Annotated in this window: 24 protein-coding genes; 17 read left to right on the top strand and 7 right to left on the bottom strand. The window is 40.4% G+C overall.

All coding sequences use genetic code 11. From position 1 onward, the window contains the following. The 9 genes from JCM19037_RS26040 to JCM19037_RS18345 form a co-directional block, all read left to right on the top strand. The coding region (locus JCM19037_RS26040; protein WP_042403596.1) for a hypothetical protein at nucleotides 1-694 on the top strand (694 nt) is incomplete at its 5' end. After that, nucleotides 687-833: a hypothetical protein gene (locus tag JCM19037_RS26035; protein WP_193744810.1), complete on the top strand. Its 147-nt coding sequence runs from the start codon at nucleotides 687-689 to the stop codon at nucleotides 831-833. The genes JCM19037_RS26040 and JCM19037_RS26035, both read left to right, overlap by 8 nt. A gap of 2 nt (nucleotides 834-835) precedes the next feature. Beyond that, nucleotides 836-982: a hypothetical protein gene (locus tag JCM19037_RS26030; RefSeq protein ID WP_193744809.1), complete on the top strand. Its 147-nt coding sequence runs from the start codon at nucleotides 836-838 to the stop codon at nucleotides 980-982. A 12-nt stretch (nucleotides 983-994) separates the two neighbouring features. Beyond that, on the top strand, nucleotides 995-1,489 hold the full coding sequence (locus tag JCM19037_RS18370) for a hypothetical protein (RefSeq protein ID WP_152549143.1): 495 nt from the start codon (nucleotides 995-997) through the stop codon (nucleotides 1,487-1,489). Beyond that, nucleotides 1,450-1,902 carry a hypothetical protein gene (locus tag JCM19037_RS18365; protein WP_152549142.1) on the top strand — a complete coding sequence of 151 codons (453 nt, stop codon included), beginning with the start codon at nucleotides 1,450-1,452 and terminating at the stop codon, nucleotides 1,900-1,902. Before JCM19037_RS18370 ends, JCM19037_RS18365 begins: the two co-directional genes overlap by 40 nt. A 14-nt stretch (nucleotides 1,903-1,916) precedes the next feature. Further along, nucleotides 1,917-2,162, top strand: coding sequence for a phage holin (locus JCM19037_RS18360; protein ID WP_307189872.1), 246 nt, complete (start codon nucleotides 1,917-1,919; stop codon nucleotides 2,160-2,162). Nucleotides 2,163-2,196: 34 nt separating this feature from the next. Next, nucleotides 2,197-3,186: an N-acetylmuramoyl-L-alanine amidase gene (locus tag JCM19037_RS18355; RefSeq protein WP_042403589.1), complete on the top strand. Its 990-nt coding sequence runs from the start codon at nucleotides 2,197-2,199 to the stop codon at nucleotides 3,184-3,186. A gap of 407 nt (nucleotides 3,187-3,593) precedes the next feature. After that, nucleotides 3,594-4,283: a DUF4145 domain-containing protein gene (locus JCM19037_RS18350; protein ID WP_042403587.1), complete on the top strand. Its 690-nt coding sequence runs from the start codon at nucleotides 3,594-3,596 to the stop codon at nucleotides 4,281-4,283. A gap of 1 nt (nucleotide 4,284) precedes the next feature. Then, entirely contained in the window at nucleotides 4,285-5,139 is an 855-nt protein-coding gene (locus JCM19037_RS18345; RefSeq protein WP_042403585.1) for a hypothetical protein, read from the top strand. A 33-nt stretch (nucleotides 5,140-5,172) separates the two neighbouring features. On the opposite strand, the gene JCM19037_RS18340 is transcribed toward JCM19037_RS18345, so the two are convergent. The 4 genes from JCM19037_RS18340 to JCM19037_RS18325 form a co-directional block, all read right to left on the bottom strand. Further along, nucleotides 5,173-5,559 (bottom strand): hypothetical protein, encoded by a 387-nt coding sequence (locus JCM19037_RS18340; RefSeq protein ID WP_042403584.1) that lies wholly within the window; start codon nucleotides 5,557-5,559, stop codon nucleotides 5,173-5,175. An 11-nt stretch (nucleotides 5,560-5,570) separates the two neighbouring features. Continuing rightward, complete coding sequence (locus tag JCM19037_RS18335; RefSeq protein ID WP_042403583.1) at nucleotides 5,571-6,110, bottom strand: membrane lipoprotein lipid attachment site-containing protein; 540 nt, start codon at nucleotides 6,108-6,110, stop codon at nucleotides 5,571-5,573. Between the two features lie 630 nt (nucleotides 6,111-6,740). Beyond that, nucleotides 6,741-7,733 carry an FtsK/SpoIIIE domain-containing protein gene (locus tag JCM19037_RS18330; RefSeq protein WP_152549141.1) on the bottom strand — a complete coding sequence of 331 codons (993 nt, stop codon included), beginning with the start codon at nucleotides 7,731-7,733 and terminating at the stop codon, nucleotides 6,741-6,743. 172 nt (nucleotides 7,734-7,905) lie between these two features. Further along, nucleotides 7,906-8,112, bottom strand: a complete 207-nt coding sequence (locus JCM19037_RS18325; RefSeq protein ID WP_042403580.1) for a hypothetical protein — start codon at nucleotides 8,110-8,112, stop codon at nucleotides 7,906-7,908. A gap of 314 nt (nucleotides 8,113-8,426) precedes the next feature. Here JCM19037_RS18325 and JCM19037_RS18320 point away from each other — a divergent pair, with 314 nt between their 5' ends. Then, nucleotides 8,427-8,654: a helix-turn-helix domain-containing protein gene (locus JCM19037_RS18320; protein WP_373901218.1), complete on the top strand. Its 228-nt coding sequence runs from the start codon at nucleotides 8,427-8,429 to the stop codon at nucleotides 8,652-8,654. An 87-nt stretch (nucleotides 8,655-8,741) separates the two neighbouring features. On the opposite strand, the gene JCM19037_RS26025 is transcribed toward JCM19037_RS18320, so the two are convergent. The 3 genes from JCM19037_RS26025 to JCM19037_RS23425 all read right to left on the bottom strand — a co-directional run bounded on the left by JCM19037_RS26025 (nucleotide 8,742) and on the right by JCM19037_RS23425 (nucleotide 9,962). After that, a complete protein-coding gene (locus JCM19037_RS26025; protein WP_193744808.1) occupies nucleotides 8,742-8,909 on the bottom strand; it encodes a hypothetical protein in 168 nt (55 codons plus the stop codon). Continuing rightward, nucleotides 8,891-9,025 (bottom strand): hypothetical protein, encoded by a 135-nt coding sequence (locus tag JCM19037_RS28795; protein ID WP_255357945.1) that lies wholly within the window; start codon nucleotides 9,023-9,025, stop codon nucleotides 8,891-8,893. Before JCM19037_RS28795 ends, JCM19037_RS26025 begins: the two co-directional genes overlap by 19 nt. A 187-nt stretch (nucleotides 9,026-9,212) precedes the next feature. Beyond that, a complete protein-coding gene (locus JCM19037_RS23425) occupies nucleotides 9,213-9,962 on the bottom strand; it encodes a helix-turn-helix domain-containing protein (RefSeq protein WP_052364049.1) in 750 nt (249 codons plus the stop codon). Between the two features lie 258 nt (nucleotides 9,963-10,220). Between JCM19037_RS23425 and JCM19037_RS18310 the strand changes: the two genes are divergently transcribed. The 7 genes from JCM19037_RS18310 to JCM19037_RS18280 all read left to right on the top strand — a co-directional run bounded on the left by JCM19037_RS18310 (nucleotide 10,221) and on the right by JCM19037_RS18280 (nucleotide 14,534). Next, entirely contained in the window at nucleotides 10,221-10,424 is a 204-nt protein-coding gene (locus tag JCM19037_RS18310; protein ID WP_042403577.1) for a helix-turn-helix domain-containing protein, read from the top strand. A 278-nt stretch (nucleotides 10,425-10,702) separates the two neighbouring features. Next, complete coding sequence (locus JCM19037_RS18305; RefSeq protein WP_042403576.1) at nucleotides 10,703-10,909, top strand: hypothetical protein; 207 nt, start codon at nucleotides 10,703-10,705, stop codon at nucleotides 10,907-10,909. Nucleotides 10,910-10,927: 18 nt separating this feature from the next. Beyond that, entirely contained in the window at nucleotides 10,928-11,191 is a 264-nt protein-coding gene (locus JCM19037_RS18300) for a hypothetical protein (protein WP_152549140.1), read from the top strand. Between the two features lie 111 nt (nucleotides 11,192-11,302). After that, nucleotides 11,303-12,715 (top strand): hypothetical protein, encoded by a 1,413-nt coding sequence (locus JCM19037_RS18295; protein ID WP_052364048.1) that lies wholly within the window; start codon nucleotides 11,303-11,305, stop codon nucleotides 12,713-12,715. Then, nucleotides 12,702-12,893, top strand: a complete 192-nt coding sequence (locus JCM19037_RS27710; RefSeq protein ID WP_042403573.1) for a hypothetical protein — start codon at nucleotides 12,702-12,704, stop codon at nucleotides 12,891-12,893. The genes JCM19037_RS18295 and JCM19037_RS27710 overlap by 14 nt, the downstream gene beginning before the upstream one ends. After that, a complete protein-coding gene (locus JCM19037_RS18285; protein WP_052364047.1) occupies nucleotides 12,862-13,776 on the top strand; it encodes a RecT family recombinase in 915 nt (304 codons plus the stop codon). The genes JCM19037_RS27710 and JCM19037_RS18285 overlap by 32 nt, the downstream gene beginning before the upstream one ends. Further along, nucleotides 13,773-14,534 carry an MBL fold metallo-hydrolase gene (locus JCM19037_RS18280; protein WP_042403572.1) on the top strand — a complete coding sequence of 254 codons (762 nt, stop codon included), beginning with the start codon at nucleotides 13,773-13,775 and terminating at the stop codon, nucleotides 14,532-14,534. Before JCM19037_RS18285 ends, JCM19037_RS18280 begins: the two co-directional genes overlap by 4 nt. The last annotated feature ends 13 nt before the right edge of the window (nucleotides 14,535-14,547 follow it).

Below are 14,547 nucleotides of genomic sequence, written 5' to 3'. Positions count from 1 at the left end.
ACACGTAGCGTGGCATGGTGAGCATGCGGACTATGACAATCACGTTATTTATTACAGTAAGTCTGAGGACGGTGGGCAGAATTGGGAGACGGAAGTTCTATCACTGTCAAATAACGGTATGGCAAATGGTTCTATAACTGTAGATAGTGATAACAATGTTTATATTGTATTTTCAGCTTTTGGTAATCCAAATAATACAGCTCCTTCTAATTATGTTGCTTACTTAGAGGGGGGCGAATGGAAAAGGTTAACAATCAGCAACTTGGAAGCCATTGATATGGGAAGGGATCATTATCATCCTCACTCTTTATATGACCCGCAATTCAACCTAAAATTCTTAGACAATTCACCACCACTTATTACTTCTGTGTCTAAAGGAGAAAACCCAAGAATAGTTTTTCGTGGTCATTGGCAAGAAGGCGAAGAAATCCCACTAGAAGAATCCACCGCCATCTACCGCATCAACCGAGAAACCGACGAATTGATCGTATGGGTGCAGAGGGATGACAACGTTACGATCACCGCATTTGCCAACGATCAAGAAATGGAGAAGGAAACCGAAGGCAACGAAGACCAGTTTTCGATACAGTTGTCAGAGTCCGCAGAGATTGAGTTGAAATTCGAGATGACTCAGCCTGACGGCGACGAAGTGCGAAGGATTACGAAGGTGTTAGGAGGGGTTGCTCGTGTCTGATAAAAGGACGCACTCATTTCCAGCCAAAGAACAACAGTTACTCCAAGAAATAAAAGACCTCAAACAATCGCAAGGAGAGCAAGACAGTTACTTGGTTGATCAAGATTTTAGAATATCAATTATAGAAATGGGGCTTTAATAATGACGTATACAACATGTAAAAGACTAATTGCGAATGGGAACTATGAAAAAGAAGATTTGAAAATGAAGCTGGATATTTTCCTTCTTAACGATCGAGTGAGCGAAGCAGAATACAATGAATTAATCAATCTAATCAACGCCGAGTAGGGCGTATTTTTTATGGGTGAAATGAGGTGGTGGTACATGGAAGACGGTAAAGCATATATCAGGTCTGATGCAGCAATCTCAAAAGTGGTTGCTGCATTTTTACTTGTATCTGGGGCATGGCTCGCCCCGTCTGGGGTGCTCTTTATTACGATGACGGAAGATGAGATAAGCGGTATACGACCATACGAATACATCCAGCGTTATTTTGATATGGACCTCCTGGGTATCTTGTTCTTACTCGTTTCGCTATTGCAAATCTGGCTGGGTCTTGGTCAGCTAATCAAGTTTTTGGAGCATAAATCCACAATATGGGCGTTGTACGTGCTGGCAGGACTTGCAGGAGTGCTGTTGCTATGCCTGCATACAGCCATTGTTATTTTGACAGCAGAGTCACTCATTACAGTAGTAAGACAAATGGTGTTTTTAGGCATCAACATGTTATGTATCACAGGACCGGGGGTGTTTATGTGGATCAAGCAAATACGCGCAGCGGCACAGACCCCGTGACGTGGGACAAATTTAAAAAAGAACGCATGGCGATCTCTCAAGAAATCATTCAGGGGGATGCAGCTACTGAGCGCAAGATGGTTGATCAGTTTAAACGCATAACAGACGCCACCAATCGTGCGGCAGAGAATCAAGAAAAGCTTCTCACTCGCATTGCTGATACCACTGATTCCAATACTGCAGCTATTCGGGAGCTTACTAAAGCGCAGGAACATCTCAATTCCTCAATAAACCAAATTCAGAATGAACATGGTAGAAGGCTAGAGAACATTGAGTCATCAAGAGCTCAGGAGCACGAAATCAAGACCATCAGCCTTAAAGGTTGGTTTGGTGTAGGTGCTGCCGCATTAGGTGGCACTGGCATTATAACGGTTATTGTTACGTTCTTACTAAATTATTTACCAAATTACTGAGGGGAGAATGAAAAATGAAGATGGATAAAGGAACTTTTATTAGAACGGCCGTGCTAGTTGTGGCATTGATCAATCAGTTTTTAGCATCAGCTGGACTATACGTTATCCCTGGAACCGAGGAGCAGCACACGGAGGTTATTGCAACGATTATTACTGGTATTGCCGCAGCTGTTGCTTGGTTTAAAAATAACTATGTGACTGCACGTGGTAAAGCACAAAAAGAAGCGCTCAAAAGGCAGAACCTAACCAACGCCAAATGAGGCATATTTTTTATGTCGAGAGGAGTGATTTAAAGTGGTCAGAGTGCAAACACCCCGTTTGAATTGGGGTAACTTATCTAGGATGCGTAACATCAGACGCGGTATTATCCATCACCCCGCAGCAGTCAGATACTCGTATTTACAGGTACACAATCAGCATCGTGGACAAGGTTGGAGCGGTGCTGGATACACGCATTACATGCACAAAGACAAAACAGCCTATATCCTTCGTGGCAAGAATCAAGGTGCTCATGCAGCCGGTCATAACCATGACTCGTTTGGCTATTGCCTAGAAGGTAATTATGACATCGAGTATGTGGATGATGATTTGTTGATCGAATTTGCCAAGTTCGTTCGGCAAGAATCAGCAAAAGAGTTTGCACTAATTAACTCCAATTTCCAGCGGCACAGAGATGTGGGCAGCACTTCATGCCCCGGAAGAAACTTCCCCTGGAATCGCTTTTTAGCGTTGGTTACTGCAAAGGAAGCTCCTGCTCCTGCTAATGTATGGATGGGTAAAAGCGGACAAGAGGTAAGAGAGTTACAAGATAAGCTCATTGCTGTAGGCGAATCACTACCTAGGTTTGGTGCTGACGGACATTTTGGTGATGAGACACTATTAGCTGTTCAATCCTTCCAACGCAAGCATGGTATCAGTAGTCCGAGTGGTCGCTTTTATGGCGTTCCTGGTCCAGCTACTCAAGAAAAACTTGATGCACTAATCATTGCAATGAAAGATGAGGAGGCGGAAGATTTGAAGAATGTAATTTTTTGGCCAAGCAGTCCTTCTTTAAGGGAATCAGCACATAAGATGTTGAAACGGGCTGTTGATCGGGATCATATCGACAAGAGGTGGTTGGATCAGTACGAGAAAAAAGAGCTGCGCATGGCTGATTTTATTACGCTTAAAGTGCACATTGATATGATGCCAAATGATTCGGATGTATATGAAGTGCATAGAGAGGATTGGGAGGACTACACTGAACGGGGTCTTGTGAATGGCGAGAACCAAATGATCTTGTGACTCGTTCACAATTGACGACCATTTGGGTAGAAAAGAAAGGGAAGAAAAATAACATTGGCAAATGTTGCATCTGCTAAAAATGGTGTGAATATAGTCCGATAATGATACAATGAAAGTCCATCATTTGTTCGGTGTTTATCGAGCAATTAGCCCTCACTTCTGTGGGGGTCTTTTTTTATGTAATAAAGCCCGCGTCATAACCAGCACGGGCTTTATTGAGGTCCTTTATCTTGTCCCCTTCCATATCCTTCTTCAAAATTCGGGAAAATATTCCAAAATTCATTGACCCCTAGTATAAAAGTCTGTAAATTTGTAATTGAGAGAGTCGAACAGGACATGGTGTACTGTTCATATAAGAGCCCGTGATCATAAGATCTGGGCTTGTTTTAAATTTTAGGGGGAGTTCCATGGCTGTTGAAATCGATTGTGCGAATAAACAAACACGAGCTAGGACAACTATTACATTAGACAGACATCCAGATTATTGTCCAATTTGTAATATAAGACAAATTCCTGAATTTATTATGGCTCTGATCCAAAAGGATCTAACAACGGAATTAGTTGAATGTGTGCACAAATGCACCAATAATAAGTGTAATATTTTATTCTTGAGCCATTACAAAAAAGTAAATTCGATGTATTTCGATTGGCAATATAATTTTTCGATGCCGAATTTTCCAGAACGTATAGAAGTAGCAGATGAGATTAAGTCATTTTCATCAGAGTTCGAGGAAATTTATAATCAAGCTCACTTAGCTGAACAAGACCGCCTTATCCATGTTGCCGGAATGGGTTACAGAAAATCTCTTGAGTTCTTAATCAAAGATTATAGTATTGAAATTATAGGTTGTGATCGAGAACGAATCGAGAAAATGAGTTTGATGGCCTGTATAAAAGAAAATTTCGAGAACACAAGAATCAGGGACAATGCAGAAAAGGCTGCGTGGATTGGTAATGATGAAACTCATTTTAAAAGAAAGTGGCCAGATAAAGATATTGATGACCTGAAGTTGTTGCTCGAACTAACAATGAATTACATGAAAATGGAAGTTCAAAGTGAAGAAATGGTTAAATCATTTGAGAGTAAGGAGGATTAAGTTGAACATCATAATGAATATTCACGATGAGGAAGATTTGGGATTGACTTTAAAATATATGATATTGGAGCTAGCTAAAGATTTAGACATAACAAGCTTAAATGATGTAGTAGTTTCTGAAGATATCAGTAAAGATGTAATTGATTTCCAAGAAAAGTATCTGCAAGATGGGCAAAGTGGGCATAGATCTGGTGAAATTGCAGGAAAAGTTATCTCATATCCCTTGAATCATAAATTTTCCCAAGCTATGTTCTTAAATAGCGAAATAGTAAATGATTTAAATAGTGATGATGTTTGGAAACAAGGAAGAGCTCAACATTTTATTCATCATGAATTAGTACACGTGTATGATAATCAAAATACCGAAGCTTTTTTCACCAACATATTGAATGAATGTAATCATCCAGTAAAATTCGGCATTTACTCTCTAATTGAAATAATTTGGGGAGAATATATAGCTAATGTCTTATCTAGTCCAACTGCCAATAAGTATGTGATATATGATTCAAAGGTAGAACTTGAATACCAAATAGACAAATTTAATTCTGAGGTTAGTGAAATAAAGGAAGGATTTCTAATACATCAAGATAATGATAAATGTTTGCAAGAATTGGTTCTTTCTACTGACGGAATTTTATACAGAGTTGCGCATTTGTTAGGATATGATCATTTTTATGAAATGGATATAAGTTACAATGATCCTATATTAAACAGATTCTTGAATGAGTTTGGCGAGATTCTTAAAGAACTGTATGTCTCATATCCTAACTGGGGTAGCCAATCCGTATTGGACAGTATGTTTTACTGTATTCTCTCTTTTTGGGAGGAAATTGGTTTTGATTTAAAATATAAATAATACTCGGAAATGAAAAAGCCCTTTTCAGGGCTTTTAATTCTCTAACACATACTTGGCAAGGAACTGATGTAGAAGTTCCTCTTGTTGCTGTGGAAAGTTACCTAGATAACTTTCGTTTTTACCGAAAAAAATTATAGTGTTATATATAATTAACTCATCACTAATTTCTAAGCGGTGCAAACCTTGATCCTCGTTTTCAATTTGTTGACCGTAGACCAGGATGCACTCTTCTAAGCCGTAGTCTTCTAAATCAAGATATGCAGCACTATTACTTCCAACAATACTATTCAATCTCTTATGTGACTTTGATATTCTATTATATTTACCATAACTAGATATCCCTATGGATGCAATTTCATAATCATTATCCAAATTAATAATTCGTGCATTTACAGTGCTTTTAATTCTATTCAAATCCATACAGTGACACCTCACTCATTAATTTCATACCCCTCATTAAAGAAATCTGATTCAGCCATTACAGAATCATCTCGATAATAGAATGTTACTCTCGGTGAGTCATATCCCCAAGTTTCAACCATCGTTGTTATTCCGAGGCCGACATCCTCAGCAAGTTCTTGCTTTTCTGCATCGGAATATAGAGCCACATCATTCTCTACATACACAGAAATGTGTTCCCAATCATCATCGTTATTTCTCGTACTGATACTATTTATATATTCGTTGTCTTCAACTAACCAGTCCATGTCTTCGGCAGCCATTTCTGGGTTTTGTTCGGATGTGCCTGAAGGTTCACTCTCATCCCCATCATCCATGATTTCATCTATTTCTTCATCTGTAACTTCATTCTCAGCTAATCGATCAGCAAAGCTTTCGGAATCATCATCTTCTTCGGATACAGACGCGTCATCATTAACTTCGTCCACGGGATCAACGGGCTCGCCACCCTCATACCTTACACAGCCAGTAAGCAATACCGAAATACCTATAAATAAAAGATACTTCTTCATGAAATCCTCCCATAAATTGTTATTAATTACTCCAATAGTAATGGATTTAGACTGTATGAGCAAACAGATCATTAACAGATCGTGACTGTAGTATTGATAAAGATGTACGGTCCACATTGTAATTGGTTTCAGTGATCACCCATATGTGCGGAAAATAAGGATTGCTAGGTTGCCAATCAAATGATTTCCAAGACCCTCCATAGTAATGTGATTCATAACGTTGCACCTTTTGATCAAAGACCTTTTGGCTGTATTGTGTGCGCTGGATTTCAACATAGAAGGGAGAGTCCTTCCAGATCATCAGCACATCCGGTTCAATGCCTCCCTTAACGCCTAGCTTGGCTCCACCTCAAAGAGGGCAGGTGTCTCATGTTTGCAGCATTCAATATAAAAATCGGTGATGGCCATAAAGTGTGGCATCTTGGTGCTGTCCGTTTTGATCTTGCTCTCGGCCGGCATATAAAAGTACTGATTATAACCGGTGACTGCTTTATACGACCGTCTCTACGCAGTCTTTTTAGCACAGCATTACACACCTTCACTGACTGCCTCAATTCCCCGAAATGAAGCTTTATAATCTGGTCGCGGCTCATAACCCTAAACCTCTGCAAATCGCTCACAATCGCCTTATCACGGTCTCTCATGCTTCAACACCCCAAATATTTTATTTTCTTTTTTAGGCTGATCAGCAGGGATGGAAGGGGAGGTGTCCACGGTCTCTTCTGCTGGCTTTTCCACCTTGTAAGGGGCTAACAGCCTTTTAGCTTCACCCTCACTCAAATAAGGAGCCTGCACCTCCTGTAACTGCTCCAGCTTAATAATCATCCTGCCTTTATCCTTAGACTCAATCTGCTCAGATCCTTTGGTGCCGATGATCCGGCTGTTAATGGCATCAGCCGTGCGAAAGCCCATACGAACAGTGAGGTTTACTTTGAGCTTACCGTCCATTACTTTGCTGTCAGGACGCTGCATAGACAGAATTAAAAAGATGCCAAGCGCACGACCCACAGCAGACAGATCCTCAATGATCGCCATAACGGATTTATCCCTTTGGAGCAATGCCACCTCATCGATGCACAGGACGATATACGGCAGTTTCTCTGGCAGATCATGGATGTGTGTGACCTCATGTTTATCCAGAAGATCTCCACGACGTAAGGACTCATTTTTCAATCCCTCCAGGGTCCCCCTAAGAGCTTCAGCAGACACGTCAACACTTTGAACATGAGCTATCTGTCTGAAAAGGTGAAACTCCGATCGCTTTAAATCAGCCATGTATATCTGTAATTGTGTAGGATCAAAACACAAAATAAATGTAGTGATAATGCTACGGAGCTGAGTGGATTTACCAGACCCCGTTTCTCCAGCAATTAGTAAATGCGGGTGTATGGTCATGTCATATACCACATCTTGGTTATAAATATTTTTTCCTGCATATATACCGAGCGCCTTTTGATCTATTAATTGGACAGATTTACCAGCTAAGAATTTAAAGGATTGATTGAGAGTCCTGTCGAAAATGGTAAGCGTGAAGGATTTTATATCGTCTCCGGAAAGCTCTAAAGAGCGACCGAAGAACTGACGAAAGACGAATTCTTTTTTGAGAACATCCTTTGGATCCATGCCATTTGGCAACGTAAAAACGTATCTCAAACGATACTCAGTGACATCAATATCATGGATTTTAGGATAGATGTACTTCTCGTACTTTCCGCTTTTGTAATGCAGACAAATGCCGGCTGTGTAAAAGCAGTCGATGAGTAGACGATGAAATTTTTCTTATAACGCCGTTTCATCAAAAAGACACCAATGGGTTTAGATATACAAACAGAACTAGCCCGCCAATAGTGAGCCATGGTATGGCATAATCAACGGTTTGAGCAATGGTTTTGGCCAAGTTACTGTTTCGCCTCACTGTGCTTCTCTCGGACAAGGCCATGCCTATAAGTCCAACGCCAGAACCAACAACAATGATGTACCCATTAATAATCGCATCATGCATACTAAATCCCTCCAATGTAGTGGTGGGGCTCAGCCAGCAAACGTCGCTCGCTTACGCTCCCTCTGCGTTGCTTTAAACAGATCTTGGGATTATTGCCATATCAACTTAAATCAACCGAAAACCACGGTAGGGAGACTGTGGTAGATGCTTTGGCAGCTACTAAAGTTGATAGACAAGCATATCGCTTTTGCCTACCGTGGCAACGGCTATGGATGATCTTATGCAGGTACGCTTGTACATGTTTCACACTACTTTTACATTTATCACATAGATGGGTATTAAAATCAGATAAATGGACATGACTGTTTCCAGAGGTGATAAGCGTGGGACTAGGCAAAAAAAGATCCAAATTTGGTCAGTTTATAGACAAGCATTCTATCTCGCAGACAGACTTGTCCGTGGCGAGTGGGGTAAATCGGAATACAATCAGTCGGTTGTGTAAGGACTCAGAAAATGCACCGTCGATAAAGAACGGGAGCAAGCTTCTTAATACTCTGAGGGAGGAGGGATATGATGTTAACTTCGAGGACTTTTGGGGGTGAAAATTGTGAATATGTGTGAAATCTATCCTAGACAGGGAATGTATGTTCGTATATACTGTAAAAACAAACCCTCTCTTTAGGAGGGCACTAGTACCTGTTTTTGATAAACTTGTACAAATTAAGGAACTCTTGCATCACTTCTAATTCTTCATCTGTATAACGCTCAGCCATGAAAGGCGTGTCAGTGCGGTTAAGTAAGTAATCAATCGATACCCTGTAATGATCAGCGAGCATAATCAATGATTCATAAGGCATCTGCCGTTCGCCTGTTTCATAATTACCGTACGTATTCCTGGCAACGCAATAATATCCGCAACTTGTTTTTGTCCTAAATTATGTTGATTGCGTAGATCTGCCAACCTTGTGTGCATTTGACCGTTACCCCCTAGATCTAAAGGATATATCGGACAGCAAGGTTAGAGGTTTAATGTCTCAAAACGAGACTTTAAAAACGATTATGTCACGATGTAATTACTTGAGGTGATCTGATGAGCAACGAAGAGGTTAATTTAAACAAGGTTTCATACATTTTAGGAATTAACGTTGAAGATTTGAGAGCTATTCGGAATCAAATTGCCGAACAGAGCGCAAGTAAGAAATAAATGCTTGTGCTTCTTTTTCAGTTACTTCTTTACCGTCTAACGTCATTGACAGGTTCTTAATGGTTTCATCGTCTGAGAGCTCTATTGAGTTTATTAACATACGCTCATTATTATTTGGAGATTGGAGCTCATGTCGTTCGATGATAAATTCTAACGCTTCTAAAATTGCAATTTGATTTTCATAATCATTATCTGCAAAAGATTGCTTGATTGTTTTTGCATTTAGCTTATTATCAAATTCATTTTGGAGCTCTTCAATATCCTTGTTGTTAAAATCTTCTTTGTCCTCTAGATACTTCTTGTATCTTTCCTCAAAATGATAATATTCGTCCGCAGTATTGAATTGCCCACTCAAATTATATTCGCTTAAACTAATATAATATACTAAGTCATCACGTACTTCTTCGTGGAATATGCCAGTTACATTTGTCAACAAAGGCAGAATATTATCTAGTTTCTTGTGCATATTTTTTTGATCGTCATTATACCTCAGTAGTATTTCCTCTGACTCATGATCCTCCACTAGTTCAGTTATAGATACCCCTAAAACAGAAGCGATTCTTTTTACCACACTTAAGCTAGCATTATACCTAAAGTTCTCTACATCAGCGAGGTAAGACCTTGATATACCAGCTTTTTTAGCCAAGTCGTTCTGTGTCAATTTAGCCGCTTTCCGCATTTCTTTAATGTTGTTTTCGTTTGACATTTTTTGGTTCCCCCTAACTAAAGTAAATTTAATTTGATTTTAAAGAAATTAATTTATATCACTGTAATACACAGTATATACCCTTTACAGTCGGATATACAAGTACTCAAAAGACGGAAATACTAGTAATTTTTAGAAAATAGACGGATATACAAGTAAAAACTCTATATATCCTCTCTAATCCTTTAATTTAGTCGATTTTAAGAGTTTACTCAATGACGGAAATACAATACATTAATATGCACAGGAGGTGACAACATGATCGATCCTAAAGAGCTTGGCAAAAGTATTCGTTATGAAAGAGACAAAACGGGCATGACTCAAGGGGAGTTGGCCTCACGAACAAAAATGTCTCGGAACTACATTTCAGACATAGAGAACGGCAGATATACACCCAGCGTTTCCACCTTATCTAAGATTGCAGAGGTATTAGAAGTGGATTTTTATTTTGCTAAAAAATGACGGAAATACAAGACAAATTATTAGGAGGCAACCATTCATGAAACCACTAGATGCACGTATCAGCTTTTATCTACGCAAGGTAAACGGATCATTCCGCAGCTTAAATCCATACCGTCATAACCGACTCATGTCATACAAAACTGAGCTTAACAGACGTTGTGAGGTCGCTTGCAATGAGCGCTAAAAATCCACACGAACAGTACGAAGCTCCAATCATCCTCGTAGCGATCGCAAGCTGGTTTGTCTGCATGTTCATATTAATTTGAGGAGGTGAAACCATGAATAAGCAAATCGAAAACAACTTCACGCATCACAGTCCTACACAAGAACAAATTTCGAGGTACCAGAAAATCCGTAATGAAGCTTTAATCTTGGCTATGTTAATTGACGGAAAATGCCCGAACAGCCGAGAAAAGTCATTAGCCATGACTAAGCTTGAAGAGACAGTTATGTGGGCCAATGCAGCGATAGCAAGAAATGAGTAAGAAGGGGAGGTAATGAGTTTGGACGAAAAAACGCTTCTTTATATGGAAGAGCGGGTTAAGAAAGGAAATGCAATAAAAGCTGAAGTTGATCATTTGCTGGAGATAAAGGAGAAGCACTGTTCATCTATTCATAAAGTCGCTTTATCTAACGGAAATGATCTTTATGCAAGTTTTATAGAGAGAAAGGATAATATAAGATTTGTTCTTTCTTTAGAAGAAACCTTATCCAATGAGATTGACAAAGAAGTCGCTTTGCTACAAGAAGAATTTGACAAACTTTAGGAGGGGTATTTTGAAGGTATTATTTAAGGAACTTACTCTCAATAACCACAAAAGCCACCAGCATCTCCACGTTAACTTTGGCGAGGTAACAGAGATATCTGGCGACAATGCGTGGGTAAATCAACTATTTTGTTTAGTGCTTGTTGGTTATTATACGGCACAGATGCCGTTGGAAGCAAGATGGATCCGTCACCTGTTAATTACGAGTTTGATGAGTCAAAGGTTTCATTACTTCTAAATGTTGACGGTAAAGACATTCTGCTCGAGCGGGGGATCGTCAAAGGCAAGAACAAGGTTTGGATCAATGAGGTCCCTAAAAAAGCGACGGAATTCTCGGAACTGGTGGATTCTCTGTTCGAAAAAGAGCTGTTCTTTTCGCTGTACAACCCGCATTACTTCTTTACGCTTCACTGGGAAAAACAGCGGTCAATGGTCCTGCAATACGTGACCCCACCTGCTAATAAAGAGGTGCTAGCGGCATTGCCTAAACTACAAGCGGACAAGCTAGCCAGTCTTATCAAAAAGTATACGCTGGATGATCTCAAAAAATTACACTCAGAGCGCAAAAATAAATTGGAAAAGGAAGCCCATCGTGCTGACGGATCCATTCAGACATATGAAAATATGCTTGGAATGATTGAAGTAGATTCTGACAACGATGAAACTTTGAAACAGCTACAGGAATTAGAAGACAAATCCCGTGAGCTTGAAACAGCTTGGGAAAACGTTGAGAAGACCAATCGTCCTTACAAAGACAAACTCTCAGAATTGGAGAACGTTAAAGCAAAGATTGATGTCTCTAAAGAGGGATGGGGTCCAATAAAGGAAGAGGTTATCAAGACGCATTGTCGTTGCTGTGGGCAGGAGTTGGACGAAGATTCAAAACTAACGGCGGAAGAAGTATTAGAAAGTAAAAAGAAAACCTATTTGACTAAGCATAAAGCGCTGGTGTCACAAAAAGAAGCTATTTTTGAAGCGCTTGAGGAATTGCAATATGTGGAACCAGAAGAAGCTAAACAAGCTTTTATAGCGGTTGATCGTCAGATCCCTGATTTACAAAAGAAGGTTCGTTCCCATCAAGAATACAAACGACTAAATGATCAGGTTAGCGCAGCCAAAGATCATAAAAAACAAACGATCGATGATCTGAACGAGTCCATTTTTATTCTGGATGCTGTGAAAGCATTTTTGGCCAAAGAAGCCGAGCTACAGGGCGAAAAAGTACAAGCCCTCTTTGAGACTCTATCAGTGAGACTCTTTGAAACTCAGAAAAACGGCGAGATCAAGCCATCATTTGTCGTGCAGATGGATGGCAAGGACTACAACAAACTGTCCTTATCAGAGTCGATTAGAGCGGGCTTGGAGCTACGTGAGGTCTTGTCTGAGCAGTCCGGCATTATAGCCCCTACGATCGTTGATAACAGCGAGAGCATCACCAAGTTTAAAGGTCCATCTGGACAGCTGATTATGAGTCGTGTTGTTGCCAGCAAAGAGTTAGAGGTGACAGCAGATGAAGAGCGGTAAACGGCTCACAAAGGCTCAAAAAATGCTGCTTACTTCTTACAATCTTAACTACGAAAACTGGCTAGTAATCAAAAACCTTGACCATGAGCTACATCTCGTGCACCGCCATACAAACAATACACGCGTATTACCGAAGGATGATATAGATGTCAAATCTACAATTAACGCCGGAAATTAAAGAACAGTTTAGCAATGAAGTTGTTGAGGTTATGAAGAACACGTTTGCAAAAGATGCTACAGATTCCGAGTTTGTCATGTTTGCTCATAAAGCTGCTAACTACGGACTGGATCCGTTTAAGAATGAAATCTTCTTCATCAAGTACGGGACCACTGCCCGCATTCAATTCGCAGCAGAAGCATTTCTTTCAAAAGCTAGAGAAAAAGAAGGGTTTCAGCCCCCTAACACACAGATGGTCCACGATAATGATGAATTTATAGTTGAATCGGACGAGGACGGAGCAATGAAAGTAACTAAGCACAAAATTTCGTTTCCGAGAGGCAAGATCATCGGTGCTTACTCGGTAGCATATAGAGACAACTATCGCCCAGTAACGGTGGTTATGGATCGTGAAGAGATTAGTCACATGTTCACGGGAGCTAATAAAGATAACTGGAATAAATACACTGCTGATATGTTCGGCAAGCATGTACAGCAGCGCGCGTTAAAACGTCAGTACGGTCTCGAATTCGACGATGAGACGATCACAGGCGGTGAACCTGTTCCTGAGTATAAACCAGACCGCAAAGACATCACGCCAGAAGCGCCGGCAGAGAAGAATGAAGAAGATAATAACAAGGCTGAACCTCCTGCTTCAGAAAATGCTGAAGAGCCGACACAAGAAGATCAAGAAGCATCTGAAAGGGAAGCTTTGACGGATCAAATCAAGGCGAATTTTAAGAACCTAGGCATCACAAATAAAACTGCTCGTGGTGAATTCTTCGATGAACACGGAGTTACTTTCGAGGATCCTCAAAAGCCTACTTCGCAGGAAATGGTAGGACTAATCAACATCCAAAAGATGGTCATGGAAGAAGAGAAGAAAAGCGATGACCTCTCATGAAGGTGAATATTCTTGAGTCAGGATCCAAAGGGAATTGTATAGCTTTAACGGCTGATGACGGCACCAGTATCTTAATTGATGCTGGTGTAGCCAAAACAAAGATTGAGAAGCGTTTGCTTGAAGTTGGGGTGAGGGTCGATCGGATACACGCAATATTTATCACACACGCTCACGGTGATCACATTAGAGGGCTTCCGTTGGCTGATAAATATTCAATCGATGTATGGGCAACAGAAGGTGAATTCAAGAGCATAAAAACGGTGGATGAAGAGGATAGAAATATCCTCAATCCTTATCAGAACACGATATATGACTTCGAGGGATACGGTGACTATTTCAGTGTCAGTTCCTTCTCTGTTCATCACGACGCTCTTGAACCAGTTGGGTATACAGTTTCAACTTATAACAAACAAGTAGCAGTTTGCTTAGACACCGGAAAAGTCGATGAAGAGATGATCGATGCAATGGGAGGATCAGACACCTACATCATAGAGGCTAATCACGATCCCACCATGTTGGAGCACTCAATTTATCCTCCATCGGTCAAAGCTCGTGTTGCTTCGCATATCGGACATTTGTCAAATGAACAAACAGCAGATGCCCTCTCTAAGCTCATCAAGGGCAAAGGCGAGCGCATATACCTTACGCATCTATCAAGTAAAAACAATATGCCGGCACTGGCTAAACTGACTGTCAAACGGCGACTGAAGCAACTAGGGTACGTTGCAGGCAGGGACTACGAAATTGAGGTGGTTTGAAATGAGGATAAAG

Origin of the sequence: Geomicrobium sp. JCM 19037, from assembly GCF_000698105.1 — a bacterium.
Taxonomy (GTDB): Bacteria; Bacillota; Bacilli; order Bacillales; family Marinococcaceae; genus Geomicrobium_A.
This window is presented reverse-complemented; position numbering and strand designations above follow the sequence as displayed.

Bases quoted from the DNA above. Each gene is read 5' to 3' on its own strand.
- JCM19037_RS26030 (WP_193744809.1), top strand. From the start codon at position 836: ATGACGTATACAACATGTAAAAGACTAATTGCGAATGGGAACTATGAA.
- JCM19037_RS18370 (WP_152549143.1), top strand. From the start codon at position 995: ATGGGTGAAATGAGGTGGTGGTACATGGAAGACGGTAAAGCATATATC.
- JCM19037_RS18360 (WP_307189872.1), top strand. From the start codon at position 1,917: ATGAAGATGGATAAAGGAACTTTTATTAGAACGGCCGTGCTAGTTGTG.
- JCM19037_RS18350 (WP_042403587.1), top strand. From the start codon at position 3,594: ATGGCTGTTGAAATCGATTGTGCGAATAAACAAACACGAGCTAGGACA.
- JCM19037_RS18340 (WP_042403584.1), bottom strand. From the start codon at position 5,559: ATGGATTTGAATAGAATTAAAAGCACTGTAAATGCACGAATTATTAAT.
- JCM19037_RS18335 (WP_042403583.1), bottom strand. From the start codon at position 6,110: ATGAAGAAGTATCTTTTATTTATAGGTATTTCGGTATTGCTTACTGGC.
- JCM19037_RS18330 (WP_152549141.1), bottom strand. From the start codon at position 7,733: ATGGATCCAAAGGATGTTCTCAAAAAAGAATTCGTCTTTCGTCAGTTC.
- JCM19037_RS18325 (WP_042403580.1), bottom strand. From the start codon at position 8,112: ATGCATGATGCGATTATTAATGGGTACATCATTGTTGTTGGTTCTGGC.
- JCM19037_RS26025 (WP_193744808.1), bottom strand. From the start codon at position 8,909: ATGCCTTATGAATCATTGATTATGCTCGCTGATCATTACAGGGTATCG.
- JCM19037_RS28795 (WP_255357945.1), bottom strand. From the start codon at position 9,025: ATGCACACAAGGTTGGCAGATCTACGCAATCAACATAATTTAGGACAA.
- JCM19037_RS23425 (WP_052364049.1), bottom strand. From the start codon at position 9,962: ATGTCAAACGAAAACAACATTAAAGAAATGCGGAAAGCGGCTAAATTG.
- JCM19037_RS18310 (WP_042403577.1), top strand. From the start codon at position 10,221: ATGATCGATCCTAAAGAGCTTGGCAAAAGTATTCGTTATGAAAGAGAC.
- JCM19037_RS18305 (WP_042403576.1), top strand. From the start codon at position 10,703: ATGAATAAGCAAATCGAAAACAACTTCACGCATCACAGTCCTACACAA.
- JCM19037_RS27710 (WP_042403573.1), top strand. From the start codon at position 12,702: ATGAAGAGCGGTAAACGGCTCACAAAGGCTCAAAAAATGCTGCTTACT.
- JCM19037_RS18285 (WP_052364047.1), top strand. From the start codon at position 12,862: ATGTCAAATCTACAATTAACGCCGGAAATTAAAGAACAGTTTAGCAAT.
- JCM19037_RS18280 (WP_042403572.1), top strand. From the start codon at position 13,773: ATGAAGGTGAATATTCTTGAGTCAGGATCCAAAGGGAATTGTATAGCT.